The following is a 15,819-nucleotide window of genomic DNA, read 5'->3' as shown; positions in this document are numbered from 1 at the left end:
CCACACCTTCCTCTAGCCCGCTGGTGTGTTGATTGTTTCTCCGCCCCGAATCGGATGGTCTCAGCTTCGCCTGACTCGATTGCCGGCCTCAGGCCTACGTCGTGATCAAACCGGCAGCCCGAAACCAGCCCAGGGCTGCTCCCACAGCGTCGCCGCAGTCACGCATGGGTTCCAATCTCAAATCCCGCGCCGACTGACGTCCATCGAAGCGAAAGTGTCTCTGCGTCAGTCGAACCCCCGTGACCGTTGCCATGGGCACAGTTGCGGCGAAGTGACGGCAAACCTGTTCTTCGAAATACGCAAAGGCGAGGGCAATCGCGTAGGGAACTCGCCATTGGGGCGCGGACCGACCGCTCAGCTTGGCCAATAAACTCAAAAGGCCAAGGATACTCCAGTCTTCACCGGCCAGCAGATAGCGACGGCCAATCTCGCCGTGCTCGGCAGCAGCCCAGATGCCGGCAGCGGCGTCGTGAACGTCGATGAGATTGAGACCGCCGTCCAGATAGCCTTTGACCTGACCGTTGCAAAAATCACAGATCAAACGGGAGAGTGGCCCCAAGTTCACGTCGCCCGGACCAACAGGTATGGTGGGTCGAACAATCACCACCGGCTGTCCGGCTTCCACGGCTTCCTGGGCAGCCTGTTCGGCGAGCCACTTGCTGCGACAGTACGGCCCGATCATATCGCTCAGTGAGGTCTGGGTTTTTTCCGTGATCATTTCCTGACCATGCGCCGTCGCGAGAATCGATTCCGTGGAGACATGAACGATGCGGCGGGCGCCGGCCATCCGGGCAGCTTCGAGCACGTGGCGCGTCCCTTGGTGGTTGACTTGCTCGAAGTCAGCCGGGTTACGCGCCCACAGGTTGGGATTAGCCGCCAGGTGCACCACAACGTCGCAGCCGACCGTCGCCCGCGCCACAGCCGCTCCATCGCGGATGTCGGCGAAGACTATCTCGATCTGGTCTTGCGGCAAGTGCGAGACCGGCGCTCCCGGCTTCTCGAGCACAAGCACCGCATGATTCGCAGCGACGAGCTGCCGCACCAGGTGCGAGCCGATGAATCCCGCGCCGCCCGTGACGAGGACCCTGCAGGGCTTCATAGGATCAGCTCCTCCAACCTCTCCAGAGCTGGTTGGAGCGCTTCACTTTCCATGCGTTTGAGCAGCGCGTAGGCGCGACGATTGAGGGGGCAGGGACGATCACCCGCCAGGTGCAGAAGATGGCCGTTGTAGTTGTCGATCTCGGTGCGACCTTTGGGAACGTCCCCCGACATGGAACAATACGTGTTGCGCAAGCTCACGGAAAACGGCCAGGCGAGCGCCCAGGCGAGCGCTCGGAAGCGCAGAATACGGTTGACTGTGTCGGGGTGAAATGGTCCGATCTTACCCAAAGGCACCCGGGCATCTTTTAGGATCCGGTAATTCTCGCTCAACATGGCAAAGAACAGCTGCCGCGCCCTGCGATTGATCAACAGCTGGCTGTTATCAAGTCCCGCAGCCGCCGCGAGCGGGCTGATGGCGGAGTTATACATCAATTTCGCATACTTGTAGGGCAAGATCTCTACGACTGTCCGAACCCGAAAGTGACCGTGTCGCCGCAGTACTTCGATCAGCAATTCCACCGAGGTAGATTCTCGGCGGTGCTCGCTCAAGGCAGTGTGCCCAATATGCAGACTCCCCCCTCGGGTGATTCGCGTGTGCGTTTTTTGAGGAAAACACTCGGAGACGAACGAGGCGATGCCTTCGATATGACTGCGTTCGATCAGGTCGGGATCAAAGCCATTCTGAACTGGAATGACGGTAACTGTCGAGGGCAGTCGATTCAGCACCGCCTTGTTGTCATAGCATTTCGTACAAAGCAGGATAACGCCCTCTTGCGGCGGCTGCCACTCCGCAAAATGGACGAACTTTGCCGGAAGCAAGGGATGCCCATCAAGACCCACGCCATGAGAGCGCCCCCAGCACACCTTGGCTGGGTCGGCCTCGACAAAGATTACATCGATACCGCCCGCGCGCAACGCGTAGCCCAGGGCACATCCGATACCGCCCGCCCCCACCACGAAGACCCTGTTCGATAGATGATCGGTCATTTTCCTTTACCTACCTAACGCTTCGATTCCGAGCCCATAGATATTCGGATAGCTTCCTAGGCAATCGTGAGCCGCGTGATTATAAACCGTTCGTCGTGTCCAGATACACGCCCATCGTGCCAATAGTGACAAGCGAGCCCGCCCATACCGAGGGCCGCGAGCCAGCTCAAATCAAGCCAACCTCCGACCGTCGCTCCGGCCAATCCGATCCCAGACCATCAGAACGATCTGAAGAATTTCACTTTGCCGTGCTGGTCGCAATCAGCGCGATTTGAATGGTTAATAAATTGAAGTTCCACCCACCCATCACCCGCAGCTAATCCTATGCATCACTTGCCCGCAGCGAGCGGCGGGGAATGATAGATTCAAATGAGCCAAAGATCAATCTCTGGCTCATTTGGCGGGCACAACCAAGACTGGACAGTGGATAGAAAAGGGGTCGCCCTGAGCTGACCCTCTTTCTCAAACCGAAACTCCTCACAGGATGCTCAAAAAAAGCTGCCTGCGACGTTCTCGCATCGCTCAGAGGCTCAACGTACCGAAGCGTACGCCTCGCCGTTTCGCTCGCTGCAGCCTTGCCCGTGGAACGGCGCACCTTGGTGCGCCGGGGTTGGGTGGGTGAGATCAGCAGCCATTTTGAGCATCCTGAAGTTATTCTGGCATTCGCACCGGACGGAACATTTCAGCTGTATTGTCGGCATCACCCGGGTTTTTCTGCTAGAGCGGTCGCTCAAGAACCATCTCAACGGACTTCGAGATTTCACCAGAGAGTCGGTCTCTGAAGCAGGTCCAAGGCTCTTCTGATACTCACCCCCAGGGGCTCGCCTTCCTTCTCACGGCCGCCGCATCGGTGTGGCTCGGCGTCCCACTCAATACCACCGATGCACCGAGGCTTTGATGAGACGCAGAGAAAGTAACCTCTACCGCCATGAGCGGCCAGGATCAGCCGAGAACCGGCAGGTGAGGACGGGTACAAGAGCTGTGTGATCTGATTCACTGACTCGTCCGCTACGGGAAAATGGCCCTAGTTAACTCCCTAGGGAACGTGTTACAAAGAGGCCGTGATCAACTGTTCTGTGCTGGACGATGACAGCATACGCCGCGACCTGAACAGAAATCTCGGCTTCAGCACCCTACGAAAACCTTCGCCTCCGATGTGCCTCTGGAAACAGGCGCCAAGACGCTCGGTGAAGGCCTGTCCATGCTCCTGAACGATCTCACGAAGAAAAAGTGCCACATGGAAAACCTCAATTGTGGATCGGTTCCTGTTCCATCTCTCATCGAATGGGTCTGTGGGCCCTGTTGTCCGGCGCGCCGGGGACAGGGGTATCCTTACACTTCCGGCGCATCAACAGGGCTTACTAATGAATGAGACTCAGGGAAAAGAAGTCGACGCGTATCCGCTGGGACCCACGGTCCTCCCTCCAACAGACGGCGGTTGGCCAGCACCCCCCCGACAGCGCTGGAGGGTGAGACGCTCTTTCCTCATCCACGCAGCCAACGGGCTGGGCGGCATTGTCAGTCCGGCAACGTCGGCAAGCCTTGAGGAAGAGGAACTCATGAGGGCGGCATGCCACCGGGCCGGCCATGACGACTTTGGTGACGCATCCTTTCGAGAACCTCTCCGCCGTCTCCTTTCGGCACTTCAGGCGGAAGCTCATCTTCACCCTTTAGGGCAACTGGCCGCTCGTCGCGAACTGACCAGGCTCCTCGTCAACCGCTTGCGGCTGCAGGAAGATCGCAGGCGTCATCCCGGTATCGCTGAGCAACAAATTCGACAACCGATCATCATCACGGGCCTGCCCCGCACCGGGACGACGTTTCTCCATGGCCTGCTTGCCCTTGACCCAGCCAACCGGGTTCCACGCACCTGGGAGACCCTATACCCCAGCCCGCCGCCAGAGGCAGAGACGTACCACGTTGACCGGCGCATTGCCCTGGTTGATCGTGAGATCCGCTGGTTCCATCGAATGGTTCAGGATTTCAACCGTATTCACCCCGTCGGCGCACGGCTTCCCGAGGAGTGCCTGGTGATCTTCAGCCATTCGTTCATGAGCTACCAGTTCGCGTCGACCCACCGTGTGCCGTCCTATCTTGACTGGCTTGAATCTCAGGACCTCCGCCCCTCATACGAGATGCACCGTAGATTCTTGCAGCAGTTGCAGTGGCGGTGTCCGGGGGAGCGTTGGGTGTTGAAGGCACCTGCTCACATGTTCGATTTCGAGGCGATGTTTGGGGCCTACCCTGACGCCTGTGTCGTGATGACACACCGCGAGCCACTAGAGGTGACCGCCTCCCACGCCAGTCTGACGGCAACCCTCAGATCTGCCTTCAGCGACGAGGTTGATCCTGTTGAAGTAGGACGAGAGTGTACTCGAAGGTGGGCCGAAGCTGTCAGCAGGGCTCTGCGTTCGAGGGAGCGCGGCTGCGCTCCCTCGGAGCGCTTTCTCGATCTCTACTACACCGACCTAGTCGCTGACCCGGTGGCAGCTGTGGAACGAGTCTATGGACATTTTGACCTGCCCCTGCCCGACGGACTTCGGGACAAGGTTCGGGAATCCATCACCAGGAACCCGAAGAACCGTTTTGGGGAACATCGGTATCACCTCCATGACTTTGGGTTGGATCTTCAAGAAGAAGAGAAGAGATATGCCGCCTACCGGGAACGTTTTCGCTTGTGATGTCGGCACGCTTGTCTGGGAGGCCCTTTGCTCTTGCTGACCGCCTAGGAGCCCATCGACATCAGTTGCAGGCCTGCACAAATAGATCGGCCAGCACCGTCAGATGCTGCTTGCGAAGGTCACTGAGCGTCCGGAAATCCGGCCGCTGGTTCGCCGCCAGCACCCGAAAGGCCACACCCTCCTCCAGTTATCCACAAGGAAGACCTGTCGTCCGCTTTTCACCGGCGCCAACGCAAGATTGGCTGACACCACACTCTTGCCCACGCGCCTTTGCCGGATGCCACTGAATCAAGGTTGCCATGACCGCTTTCCTTTCGCTGCGGGAGAGTAGTGCCTATTATCGAAGGCAGAATCCGAAGGGAGCAGACTCTCGTGATGAAGTCATTGCCCTGGCTTGTGGACAAACAAAGGGAAATGGAGGATTCCGTTCGGGACAACTCGATTATCATTCCACGCTGGCCACAACTGACCATACAAGTCCTTACCGACAACCTTTGCCTTGTACGTATTCGATGAATGGATCTGTGATATCCTCTTTCCCCTCTTCCAGATCAACAGCATGGAGGCCCTCCCACATGAACATGCGAAAGGCCAAAATCGTCTGCACCATCGGGCCGGCGAGCAGTTCGCCGACGCTCTTGGACCGATTGATTGAAAACGGCATGGATGCCGCTCGCTTGAATTTCTCTCACGGCACCCATGAATTTCACGCTGCGGCCATCGCTGAGATTCGTCGAGCGGCATCCCGCAGAGGTGCCGCGGTGGCGGTCATCCAGGACCTGCAAGGTCCCAGGATTCGAGTGGGGCTCTTGCCGAGTGAAGGAATCGACGTGACAGCCGGGCAGGTGGTACGCCTGCTGTCCTCGTCGTCTCCTTCGAGGCCGTTCGACCTTCAATCCAAATCCGCCGGCATACCTGAAGTACCGACGACCTACGCATTCTTGACTCGCGATGTTCGTGCAGGCGCCAGGGTGTTGATCAACGATGGACTCATTGAACTGCGCGCCGATCGTGTCACAGATGATGCCATCGACTGTACGGTCCTGATCGGCGGCAACATGACTTCGCACAAAGGCATTAACCTGCCGGACACTCACATCAGCGCTCCGACCCTGACGGAAAAAGATCGGGAGGACATGAGATTCGGTGTCACACAGGGCGTGGACTATGTCGCTCTCTCGTTCGTGAGAGGCCCACAGGATATCGAGGCCGCGCGGACCGTCTTGGCGGGATATGGCGGTCACCTCCCGATCATCGCCAAGATTGAGCGGGCCGAAGCCATCGCTTCATTACACGACATTCTGGAACAGGCGGACGGCGTGATGATCGCGCGCGGTGATCTTGGCGTGGAAATGGGTCCTGAAGCGGTACCGATTCTCCAGAAACGCATCATCGTGGAAGCCAATCGCCGGCGTCGCCTAGTCATCACGGCCACTCAGATGCTGGAGTCGATGACCAAGGCTTCGCGTCCGACCAGAGCGGAAGCCTCCGATGTCGCGAACGCCGTGTTCGACGGCAGCGATGGGTTGATGCTCTCGGCTGAAACCGCCGTCGGCCTCCATCCCATCGACACCATTCAAGTCATGGACCGCATCATTCGCGCGGCGGAGGATGGCACCGAGCCAGGCATCGTGCCCAAACGCTACACCGACCTCCCCAATGCGTCCTTTTCTGAGGCGATCTGCAACGCCGCCTCATCCGCCGCCAGAGCCATCGACGCCGGTGCTATCGTGGCGTTCAGTGAGCGAGGTGCGACCGCCCGGCTGATCTCCAAGCAGCGACCGACGGCGCCGATCATCGCCTTTACTCCCTTCGAGAGGGTCCGGCAGCAGATGGCCCTCTACTGGGGCGTGCGTCCGTACACCATGCCGCAGATCGAGCAGACCGATGCTCGCGTGGATGAAGCGGAACGACGATTGAAGCAAGAGGGGCTGGCCAAGACAGGAGGGAAAATCGTGATCTTGTCGGGGACGCGCGTGGGGGAACCGGGCGGGACCAACCTCATCAAACTGCATGAAGTCAGGTAGGATTGCGTCCTGACATTCCATTCGTGCGGGACCACTCGAGCGCTCAGGGGCGAACAGAGCATCACAGGAATTCAGGGGCGCAGTAGATGTGTCCATCTCGGAGACTTTCCGTAGCGCCGTCACTTTTTTCGCAAATGGCCTATCGCATTCTTACGTAGTCGGCTGCTTGTCGCCGTCGAAACTCTTGATTGTGGTCGAGCGAACAGGCTAATTTATGCGGGAGGAGGCTGGTGCATGATGAGACTTCTACTCGCCGGTATCTTTGATCATCTTTCCCCACATGGCACAAGCCGAGTCACGAGGAGAATTGCCAGATCGTGGACGCACAACGCTGACGCTACAAGCTAGTGTACGCATGAATTAGTAGGGGCATCATTCAGACCAAGACATTCATCTAACCACTTTAGGAGGGTCACTATGGGGCATCACAAGATCGGTCTCATTATTCCACATCCTGAAGATCAGAAATGGGATTCGGTCTGGAAACTATTCCGTACGCCCAATTTAAACCTCCCAACGCTCGCCGCTCTTATTCCCGAGGACGAATGGGACATCGAAATCCAAGACGAAATCGTCGGGCCTCTGGACTTCACGCGTGACTATGATTTGGTGTTCATCACTGTGACCACGGTCGTGGCTGTGCGGGCATACGAGGTGGCTCGTCTCTTCCGCGAACGCGGCGCCAAGGTCGTGCTCGGCGGTATTCACCCTTCGACCATGCCGGATGAAGCCATCAAACATGCCGATGCAGTCGTCATAGGGGAAGGAGAGCTGACCGTGCCACGGCTGATCGAAGATTTCAAGAAAGGCAAGATGCAACCGCAGTATCGCATGCCGCATATGGTCGAGAAATGGGACGAAAAACCTCCACGCTGGGATCTGTTGCCGCCGGGCTACATGTTTCGGGATGCGCTGACGGCGACAAGAGGATGTAATTATCGCTGCACATTCTGTTCGATTCATTTGGCCTTGGGAGGCGGCGCATACGGCTTCCGGAAGAAGCCACCGGCGGACGTGGTCAAACTGGTCGAGAAAATGAACGGGCCGATGGTGATGTTTTGGGACGACGATTTGTTGTCGGACCCGGCCTATACGCGGGACCTCTGCCAGGCCATGAAGCCGCTCGGCAAGAAATGGATGAGCCAAATGAGCGCCACCTACGTCGCTCATCATCCCGAGTTGCTCAAGACATTGAAAGAGTCAGGTTGCTCGGCAATGTTCATGGGCATCGAATCGATCAATCAAGATTCGCTCAAGTCCGTCGACAAACAAAATCAGGCGAAGCTGTATGAGGAGATGATCAAGCGCATTCACGACCAAGGAATCGATATTCATGCAGGATTTATCTGCGGCTTGGACCATGAAGATGTCTTTGACTTCGAACGTACTGCCGAATGGGCGACGAAGATGGGCATAGCAGGAGCGCTCTGGCGCATTATGACCCCCTATCCCGGCACCAAGCAGTTTGCGGAACTCAAGGCGGCCGGACGGATCCTCACGGAGAATTGGACCGCCTACACCGGCGAGCATGTCGTGTACAAGCCGGCCAAAATGACCGTTGAGCAATTATACTGGGGGCACAAGTGGGCTAAGGGACAGTTCTATTCGTATCGTTCCATCGGACAGCGGGCGATTCAGCGGGCTTCTCAAAACGGGTTCGGCGAGTTGCTCAACATTACCGGTTGTGGACTGGGCTACCGCTCCATGTTTCACCTGGCGGCAGATTCGGCGCCGGTCAATGTCTATCGCGACATGAACCACTTGCCGCCGCAAGCGGAACCAATCGCCTATCGATTCCCCTATCCGCCGAAGAAACGGTTCAGCTTTATCACCGATCGATTGGACCAGATCCGTTCAAAGATGCAGCCGAGACCGAGGATCAATAAATGCTGAGACAGCCGCAGGCTGCTCCGGGCTGATCGACAGTCCCGAAGGAGCCTGGGTGCCTATTTCACGCGTAAGGGTGTGGCTGGTACAATATGCTCCTCGATGGGGAAGCGGCCATGCTTGCGTATCGAGTTGGTCCCTGGATTTTGTTTGCCCTGCTGATCCTGGCACATGGACCAGTACGAGCGGAATGGGTAGCCATTGAAGCTCGGTATCAGACGCATCCACTGCAAACGGCATACATCAACCCCGACAGTATCCGCCGAGAGGGTAATCTGGTTGCGCTCTCAGCCCTGATCGACTGGAAAGCGATGCAGGGAGGGCGGGCACCCATCCGCTTTTACTCCACCAAAGTTACCAAGCAATTCGATTGTACGGAAAAGCTGGTTCGGACGCTGGCGGCCACGGACTTCTACGGCCACATGGGAACAGGCGAAGTGATCGGTGGCGGTGGCTACACAAGCGAAGGCCACTGGATTGCCATTGAATCGGGAACCCTCAATCAAAGCTTGTGGGAGGCGGCCTGCGGGAAAGGATGATGGATTGGTAGGGTGATCAAGGCATTCCAGTCTTGAGCGAACCTTGCGATCTGCCCTTCTCCTTGTTAAGGTGGGCCAGAAACCAGTGGAATAGGGCGCGAGGTGCACATGGCAACCCAGACCGGGCATCTGAGACTGACGTACGAGGACTACCGGCTTATCCCGGACGACGGAAAACGCCATGAGTTGATCGACGGAGAGCATGTTATCTCGCCTTCGCCCAGCATTAAGCATCAACGTATTTCTCTGAGGTTGTCCCATGCGCTGCACCGTTTTCTTCAAGAGCATCGGCTGGGAGAAATCTTCGTCGCGCCGTGCGATGTCGTTCTCTCCGACTTCGATGTCGTACAGCCCGATCTGATTTTTGTCGCTACGGCACAAGCTGCAATCGTGACCGAGGCAAACATTCGTGGGATTCCGACCTTGGTCGTTGAAATTCTGTCCGAAGGCAACCGGAAGCTGGACGAAACCATCAAGCGCCAACAGTACGAGCATTACGGTATCCCGGAATATTGGATCATCGACCCGGAGCTGGAGCAGATCAAAATCTACCGCCTCACCGATGGGCGCTATGGCCAAGCTTCGGTCCTCAGCCTCGAAGCCCAAGAGCAGCTCGCCACGCCACTGCTGCCAACCCTGAGCCTGCCGCTAGCCACATTGTTCAAATAAGCTCCTGCGTCGGGCCTGATGAACCAGCTGTTCACCGGGCTTTGTTGAGCCTACTTCCCGAGGCCGTTCTGCCAAAATTAAGTTGCCAGTCCTCCTTTTCCCCCTCTTGTCTATTTCAATCGTTCATCTGAGAATATCGCCGTGATCAATAATCGGGCGTCGGACAATTCGCGCCGAATGTCCTCGATTTGCAACCCTTCCGCCCCAACGCTCGGATAGCGATCCCCGATGTAAAACCCGGACACTCGTTCACAGACCGGACGAAAGACAGCCACTTGCGGCGCGAAAGCCGCCGCTTCATCGAGCAAGCTCTGCAGCGTGTGCACCTTCTTGAGCTTCCAGCCATGCGTCAGCAAAAACCCCTTCAGATACTTCTCCATCGCTTGCTGCAAAAAGAACCCGGCTCCGTCGGCATCGCCGTCATTGAGCAGCACATGGAGGCGGCGCCAATCTCGGCGAGCGACCTTCACCCAATCCTCGGCATAGAGCGAATCTGCTCGGTCTGTCACAAGTCCACCCCGATCTCAACGATCTCCTGAATAAATTGATCTCCACGAGCCAAACGGACCGAGAGCTCTTCAGGCGTCATGACGAGCGGAGCCAGCGGCAGCCCCCGGCTGATGTCTCTGACCACGGCCAGCGCCGACCCCATCCGTTCGTAAAAACGTTCCGTCGTCGACGCCACCACCAAGAGATCAATATCGCTGTTCTCCGTCGACGTCCCGCGTGCCATGGATCCATACACGAGCACCCGCTGTGCCCCATAGCGATCCCGCAATCGGTCCGCAATCGCCTTCAAGGTTGCCTGCGACACCACGCCCGTCGTTGTCGTTCCCATTGCACTGTCTCTTTTCGATCGCCACCTCTGGCTCACGACGCATCTCCTCGAACCTGATGACGCGCCGGCCGAAGTCCGGTGCGGATGGGTTCGCGTCCACCGTCATGGCTCGGAGTTCGAGTTCGATCCTGGCCTGCCGCATCGAATCCCGCCGGTTCACGATGCCGGTATTGTAGCGGATGTGCGGAGGAATTAACAGTACAGGCGCAGGCCCGACGAGGACAAGAGTGGATTGGGAAGGGCATGGTCGTACGGCATCGAGCGTTGCTTTGCAGATAAAGACATCCGACCCCTTTGTTTCAGACCCCCCGTTGGAATTCTGTCCGAAGGCAACCGGAAGCTGGACGAAACCATCAAGCGCCAACGGTACGAGCATTACGGTATCCCGGAATACTGGATCATCGATCCGGAGCTGGAGCAGATCAAAATCTACCGCCTCACCGATGGGCGCTATGGCCAAGCTTCGGTCCTCAGCCTCGAAGCCCAAGAGCAGCTCGCCACGCCACTGCTGCCAACCCTGAGCCTGCCGCTCGCCACATTGTTCAAGTAGGCGACAGAACTTCTCTTTTGCGTGCTCGCTATCCGTCATCCCTACCTTTTGCAGGTGCGTCATACCATGCATGCCTCGTGATCAAGTCGCCCGCCATGCCGAGGCGGGAATCAACCCTGCGCCCCCCAAAGCGCCGCACAACTGAACGCACTCTGGGGCTCTGCCGCTCCGGCAAACCTGCTTACCCCCTGGGCTCAGCGTCCTCTTGTCTGCTTCACGGTCACGTAAAGACTTCCGACGCCTTTGCAGTCCTCGCAGCCCCACCGGCCCCCTGTGAACTGATCCCACCGAAACGAAAAGCAGCCCTTGCCATTCCTATAGGTATCCGTTTATAGTTTATGTACATTCTATGTACATGGGGGGATAATGGGTACCGCGCTGAAGCATAAACATCTCGTGCTGGATCAACGGAAGATCGACGCAGCGAAGCGCTACTTCGGAGTGGATTCTGAGCAAGAAGCCATCGACAAAGCCCTGTCGCTGCTCATCGAGGAACAGAGGCTGAGCAAAGCGTTGCGGCCGCTGAAGGGGATCTTGAGGGGTGATGAGAAACCATGGCCCTACCAATAGGCGGGAAGGTTCTCCTCGACACCAATGTCCTCATCGATTTTTTGCGCGCAGGTATGCACCCAGAGTGGGTCTTAGGTGGCCATGGGCCCGTCGTGCGGTTCATCTCGGCTGTGGTGCTACTGGAGCTCCGACTCGGCGCTGACTCGCCCAAACGCAAGAAAGCCGTTGACCGGATTCAACAAGCCTTTCAAGGTGGGCGCACCCTCGGCCTCACACCCTCGATCCTCGACCATGCCGGACGACTCTTTCGAGCCGTGCATGGCACCGCCCCCGGGTTCCGCGACCGCCTCGGGCCTATGAATGATATGCTCATTGCCCTGACGGCAAGAGAAATCGGCGCCACCGTGATCACCAGTAACGTGTTGGAATTCCGCCGCATCGCAGGGAAAATCCCAGGTCTCAAAGTTGTGGCGCCCTAACCATGCCCCGTTTGTTTTTCTCTCACGATATCTCGATCTCACGTTTGGTCGAGATATCAAGACCGGACTCCACCCTCCCTGGCAGTACCCGACGCTATTGCCCACCCTTCCCAATGCCCAACGTTTGCTGGCTCTAGCGGCCGCCTCGACACAGATCCTCACGTCAAATAACCGCGTAGCGCATCCCTCATCCAATAAATGCGATATGTAAACGGCCGGCACATCGCACGCGTTCTCCATTCTAGGTGCAGCGTGACTGCCGCAGCCCCTTTTCAAACGATGGATCGGATGGCGCGCAGCGACAGTCCCCCGGCGATGTTGCCGAGAGAGATGGCTGAGGAGATTCGCTCCGTGCGCGTATCCGTGCGGTCCAACTCAAGCACGTGAGGCAGGGGAGATTCACAACTGTCACCCTTGCCTGTTTCCTTCGTTTCTCAGGAATCCGAGAATGCACAGTTCAAGATCCGATGATCATCTAGAAGGCTCCCCGCCTGGGCAGTACAGGTGGGAGACTGGTTAAGAATCTCTCAACCTTTCCAACCCAAGGAGGAGCTCTGACGAAATTGTACGGTGGGATTGACCTCCATGCCAACAACAGTGTGATCGTGCTGGTTGATGGGCTCATGGAAGCCGGCTACTCGGTGCATTTGGCCAACACCGCTGCGATTCAACAATACGAAGGTCTGAAACAGACCAATAATCACAGCGATGCGCAGTGGTGAGCCCAGCTCCTTCGCGTGGGCATTCTCCCCACGGGCTCCATCTATCCGAAAGAAGAACGAGCGATCCGTGACTTGCTGCGGAAACGCAGTCAATTGGTGAGACAGAAGACGAGTAATCTCCTGAGCATTCACAATCTCGTGACACGCAACACCGGCACAGCGCCCACCGGCAATCCCATCAAGACCCTGACGGCAGAGACAGTTCACGACGTGCTGCCCACCCCGGACCTCGCCCTGGCGGTCACGAGTCGCCTCGCGGTGATGCGCGGTGCGGCCGAACAGATTGCTGCAATAGAACACGCGATCAAGGCACGCGTCGCCCTGCGCCCGACCGTTCGGCAGTTACTCACCGTGGCCGGGATGGGCCAAACTTGGGCCTTGACCATCATGCTCGAAGCCGGTGACCTGCACCGCTTTCCCACCGTGGGCCAATGGGCCTCCTCTTGTCGTTGCGTGAACAGCACCACGCGCAGCAATGGCAAACGCAAGGGCCAGGGCAATACCAAGAATGGCAACACGTATTTGGCCTGGGCATCTATTGAAGCGGCCAATTTCGCGGTGCGGTATGATCCTGACATTCAACGCGTTTATCAGCGGAAGAAATCGAAGACGCAGGGGGTCGTGGGTGATCGTGAGGGGACGTTGTCGGAGCACAGGAGAACGCTTAGAACCAGGGGCGATGTGTGCCCACTTGACCAGAGCCTTCTAATGGGTGACCCTATTTTGTGTGTGCCACCTTTTGCAGGTGCGTCATACCACGCATGCCTCGCGGTCAAGTCGCTGACCTTACCGAGTCTCGAAGTGACCTTGCGCCCCCCGAAGCTGCCATTAACCCGGATTCCGCAGTTGAATGACGGTCAGGGGGAGGCGCCAGGATTGTGCGGCGGGAATGGAGGGCTGGCACGAGGGGGCCAGCCTGTTCCGGTGAAGGCTGACGGGCATCGTCGGCCTCGCTGAGCTCCCCGTCCAACTGCGCCGCAATCGGCAGGCCCTCTGAGAGCATCCGCAGACGATGGAGAAACGCGGCCCGCTCCTCCGGGGGCACCGCGAACCGGACCCGGAGCCGTCGGGCTTTCGGGATCAGATCGGCGCCGACCAGAAAGACCCCATCCCGCACGGCCCGCAGCCGCCGCTCAAACCAGCAGGACGGGAGCACGGTCTTCCGAAAGCCCATGAGCAGGTTGACCCCGGTTGTCAAGAGTGGACGCCATGAGTCGCAGCCTCACGCCGCCGACTGCTGACGGGCCCACTGCTGGGCAAATGCCGCGGGCGAGCAATTCCCGAGTCGAGAATGTCGCCGCTGCCGGTTAGAGAATAGCTCGATATACTCCGTGATCTCGCGCCGAGCCTGCTCACGGGTTTCGTAGCGACGATGATGCACCAGTTCATTCTTCAGCGTCCCCCAGAAACTCTCCATCGGGGCGTTGTCATAGCAGTTCCCCTTCCGACTCATGGACGGGATCAGGCCGAACTGCCGCAGCTGATCCTGATAGTCCTGGGCACAATACTGCGAGCCACGATCGGAGTGGTGGATCAGTCCCGGGCGCGGACGTTTCGCCCCCAGTGCCATGACCAGCGCCTGCCTTACCAAGTCCGTCGTCATGCGGCCCTCCATCGCATGCCCGACTACCTCACAGGTATACAGATCTTTGATCCCCGCCACATACAACCACCCTTCTGCCGTGGGGATATATGTGATATCGGTGACCCAGGTCTCGTTCGGGCGCGTGGCGACAAACGTTTGGGCCAAGACATTCTCCGCCACCGGCAGCGCGTGCTTCGAATCCGTCGTGGTCGTGAACCGGCGCACCTGCTTGCAACGGAGGCTCAGTTTCTTGCGTAGCCGCTTGATGCGCCCAATCCCGGCGGGGAAGCCGTCCGCACGCAATTCCGCCTGGAGGCGCTCCGGGCCATACGTGTGCCGGGTGCGCACATGGGCAGCTTGGATCGCCACTTCTAGCCGCACATTCTCCTGGGCGCGTTTCGACGGCCGCCGATGCTGCCAGGCATAGTAGCCGCTTCGGGATACCTCCAGCACTCGACACAACAGACTCAGCGGGTAGTGGAGACGCAGCGTCCTCATGAGCGCGTACCGGGCAGCTGCGCCTTCGCAACGTACGCGGTGGCTTTTTTTAGGATGTCCCGCTCCATCCGCGCTTCAGCGAGATCGCGCTTGAGCCGAGACACCTCGGCCTCCAGCTCCGTCACGGGCCGTCGGCTCTCGCCCAGCGTCGCGAGCTGGCCCTGCCGAGCTCGACACACCCAGCCCTCGAGCGTCCTGCCCGACATGCTCAGGCGTCTGGCGGCCTCCGGAATCGTCAACGGCTGTTCCAGGACCAGCCGCACTGCCTGCTCCCTGAATTCCTTTGTATACTGCTGTCGCGGCACCTGTTCCATCTCACACCTCCAGACCTCTCATTGTAGGTTGAAGGCGTCCACTTTTTCGAGCCTAGCACAGACAGTGGAATCCAGATCCAGGGTATGCCCAGCTGAATCGGCCGCATCGCCCCCAACGACATCCGCATCAGGGCCTCTGCCACCTCGGTGGTCCGTCGGTACGTGAAGCCCTGAAAGAACCGCCGCAGCGTATCGGGGGACGGGAACCGAGGAAGGCCCAGCAGGCGCGGGAGCAGCGGATCACGGCGATAGCGCGTCAGATGTTCAAACCGTTCGGCACCCAGCGCCAACCCATACCACCAGGCCAATAGCACGTCCACGGCGGGAATCTGATTGTTGGACGTCTTCGCAAAAGGGACCAGCAGTGGGGCCAGCGTGGCACGCAGTCCCATCAGTTCGAAGTACAGCCGCAGCAGAATGGCCCCGCCCACA

16 protein-coding genes are annotated in these 15,819 nt (G+C 58.4%); 9 read left to right on the top strand and 7 right to left on the bottom strand.

Annotated features, from left to right (window positions below; translation table 11 throughout):
- Positions 1-94: 94 nt before the first annotated feature.
- Positions 95-1,099, bottom strand: a complete 1,005-nt coding sequence (locus P0119_14900; protein ID MDF0667347.1) for an NAD-dependent epimerase/dehydratase family protein — start codon at positions 1,097-1,099, stop codon at positions 95-97.
- The gene (locus tag P0119_14895; protein ID MDF0667346.1) at positions 1,096-2,088 is read right to left on the bottom strand and encodes a ketopantoate reductase C-terminal domain-containing protein; all 993 of its coding nucleotides are present in this window, start codon (positions 2,086-2,088) and stop codon (positions 1,096-1,098) included. The genes P0119_14900 and P0119_14895 overlap by 4 nt, the downstream gene beginning before the upstream one ends.
- 1,469 nt (positions 2,089-3,557) lie before the next feature.
- On the opposite strand from P0119_14895, the gene P0119_14890 reads away from it, so the two are divergent.
- The 5 genes from P0119_14890 (at position 3,558) to P0119_14870 (ending at position 9,891) form a co-directional block, all read left to right on the top strand.
- Entirely contained in the window at positions 3,558-4,769 is a 1,212-nt protein-coding gene (locus P0119_14890) for a sulfotransferase (protein ID MDF0667345.1), read from the top strand.
- Positions 4,770-5,344: 575 nt separating this feature from the next.
- Entirely contained in the window at positions 5,345-6,796 is a 1,452-nt protein-coding gene (pyk, locus tag P0119_14885) for a pyruvate kinase (protein ID MDF0667344.1), read from the top strand.
- A 417-nt stretch (positions 6,797-7,213) separates the two neighbouring features.
- On the top strand, positions 7,214-8,689 hold the full coding sequence (locus tag P0119_14880) for a radical SAM protein (protein ID MDF0667343.1): 1,476 nt from the start codon (positions 7,214-7,216) through the stop codon (positions 8,687-8,689).
- Positions 8,690-8,799: 110 nt separating this feature from the next.
- Positions 8,800-9,222: a hypothetical protein gene (locus P0119_14875; GenBank protein ID MDF0667342.1), complete on the top strand. Its 423-nt coding sequence runs from the start codon at positions 8,800-8,802 to the stop codon at positions 9,220-9,222.
- A 108-nt stretch (positions 9,223-9,330) separates the two neighbouring features.
- A complete protein-coding gene (locus P0119_14870) occupies positions 9,331-9,891 on the top strand; it encodes a Uma2 family endonuclease (protein ID MDF0667341.1) in 561 nt (186 codons plus the stop codon).
- Positions 9,892-10,001: 110 nt separating this feature from the next.
- On the opposite strand, the gene P0119_14865 is transcribed toward P0119_14870, so the two are convergent.
- Genes P0119_14865 through P0119_14855 form a run of 3 tightly spaced genes read right to left on the bottom strand, consistent with a single transcriptional unit; the run spans position 10,002 to position 11,342 of the window.
- On the bottom strand, positions 10,002-10,400 hold the full coding sequence (locus P0119_14865; protein ID MDF0667340.1) for a HEPN domain-containing protein: 399 nt from the start codon (positions 10,398-10,400) through the stop codon (positions 10,002-10,004).
- A complete protein-coding gene (locus tag P0119_14860; protein ID MDF0667339.1) occupies positions 10,397-10,636 on the bottom strand; it encodes a nucleotidyltransferase domain-containing protein in 240 nt (79 codons plus the stop codon). The genes P0119_14865 and P0119_14860 overlap by 4 nt, the downstream gene beginning before the upstream one ends.
- Positions 10,587-11,342 (bottom strand): hypothetical protein, encoded by a 756-nt coding sequence (locus P0119_14855; GenBank protein MDF0667338.1) that lies wholly within the window; start codon positions 11,340-11,342, stop codon positions 10,587-10,589. Before P0119_14855 ends, P0119_14860 begins: the two co-directional genes overlap by 50 nt.
- Before the next feature lie 303 nt (positions 11,343-11,645).
- Here P0119_14855 and P0119_14850 point away from each other — a divergent pair, with 303 nt between their 5' ends.
- From P0119_14850 to P0119_14835, 4 genes are all read left to right on the top strand, one after another.
- On the top strand, positions 11,646-11,849 hold the full coding sequence (locus P0119_14850; protein MDF0667337.1) for a hypothetical protein: 204 nt from the start codon (positions 11,646-11,648) through the stop codon (positions 11,847-11,849).
- Positions 11,834-12,268, top strand: coding sequence for a type II toxin-antitoxin system VapC family toxin (locus tag P0119_14845; protein ID MDF0667336.1), 435 nt, complete (start codon positions 11,834-11,836; stop codon positions 12,266-12,268). Before P0119_14850 ends, P0119_14845 begins: the two co-directional genes overlap by 16 nt.
- Before the next feature lie 563 nt (positions 12,269-12,831).
- Positions 12,832-12,990, top strand: coding sequence for a hypothetical protein (locus tag P0119_14840; GenBank protein MDF0667335.1), 159 nt, complete (start codon positions 12,832-12,834; stop codon positions 12,988-12,990).
- 15 nt (positions 12,991-13,005) lie between these two features.
- Positions 13,006-13,947 carry an IS110 family transposase gene (locus P0119_14835; GenBank protein MDF0667334.1) on the top strand — a complete coding sequence of 314 codons (942 nt, stop codon included), beginning with the start codon at positions 13,006-13,008 and terminating at the stop codon, positions 13,945-13,947.
- 265 nt (positions 13,948-14,212) lie between these two features.
- On the opposite strand, the gene P0119_14830 is transcribed toward P0119_14835, so the two are convergent.
- Together P0119_14830 and P0119_14825 are read right to left on the bottom strand one after the other, a co-directional pair.
- A protein-coding gene (locus tag P0119_14830) for an IS3 family transposase (protein MDF0667333.1) occupies positions 14,213-15,387 on the bottom strand; the annotation gives its coding sequence in 2 pieces (ribosomal slippage) (positions 14,213-15,111 and positions 15,111-15,387; 1,176 coding nt in all).
- Positions 15,309-15,818 carry a hypothetical protein gene (locus P0119_14825; GenBank protein ID MDF0667332.1) on the bottom strand — a complete coding sequence of 170 codons (510 nt, stop codon included), beginning with the start codon at positions 15,816-15,818 and terminating at the stop codon, positions 15,309-15,311. Before P0119_14825 ends, P0119_14830 begins: the two co-directional genes overlap by 79 nt.
- Between the last annotated feature and the right edge of the window lies 1 nt (position 15,819).

Origin of the sequence: Nitrospira sp., from assembly GCA_029194665.1 — a bacterium.
In the GTDB taxonomy this organism is placed as follows: domain Bacteria; phylum Nitrospirota; class Nitrospiria; order Nitrospirales; family Nitrospiraceae; genus Nitrospira_D.
The sequence above is the reverse complement of the archived record's forward strand: the minus strand, read 5'-3'. Positions and strand labels throughout refer to the sequence as shown.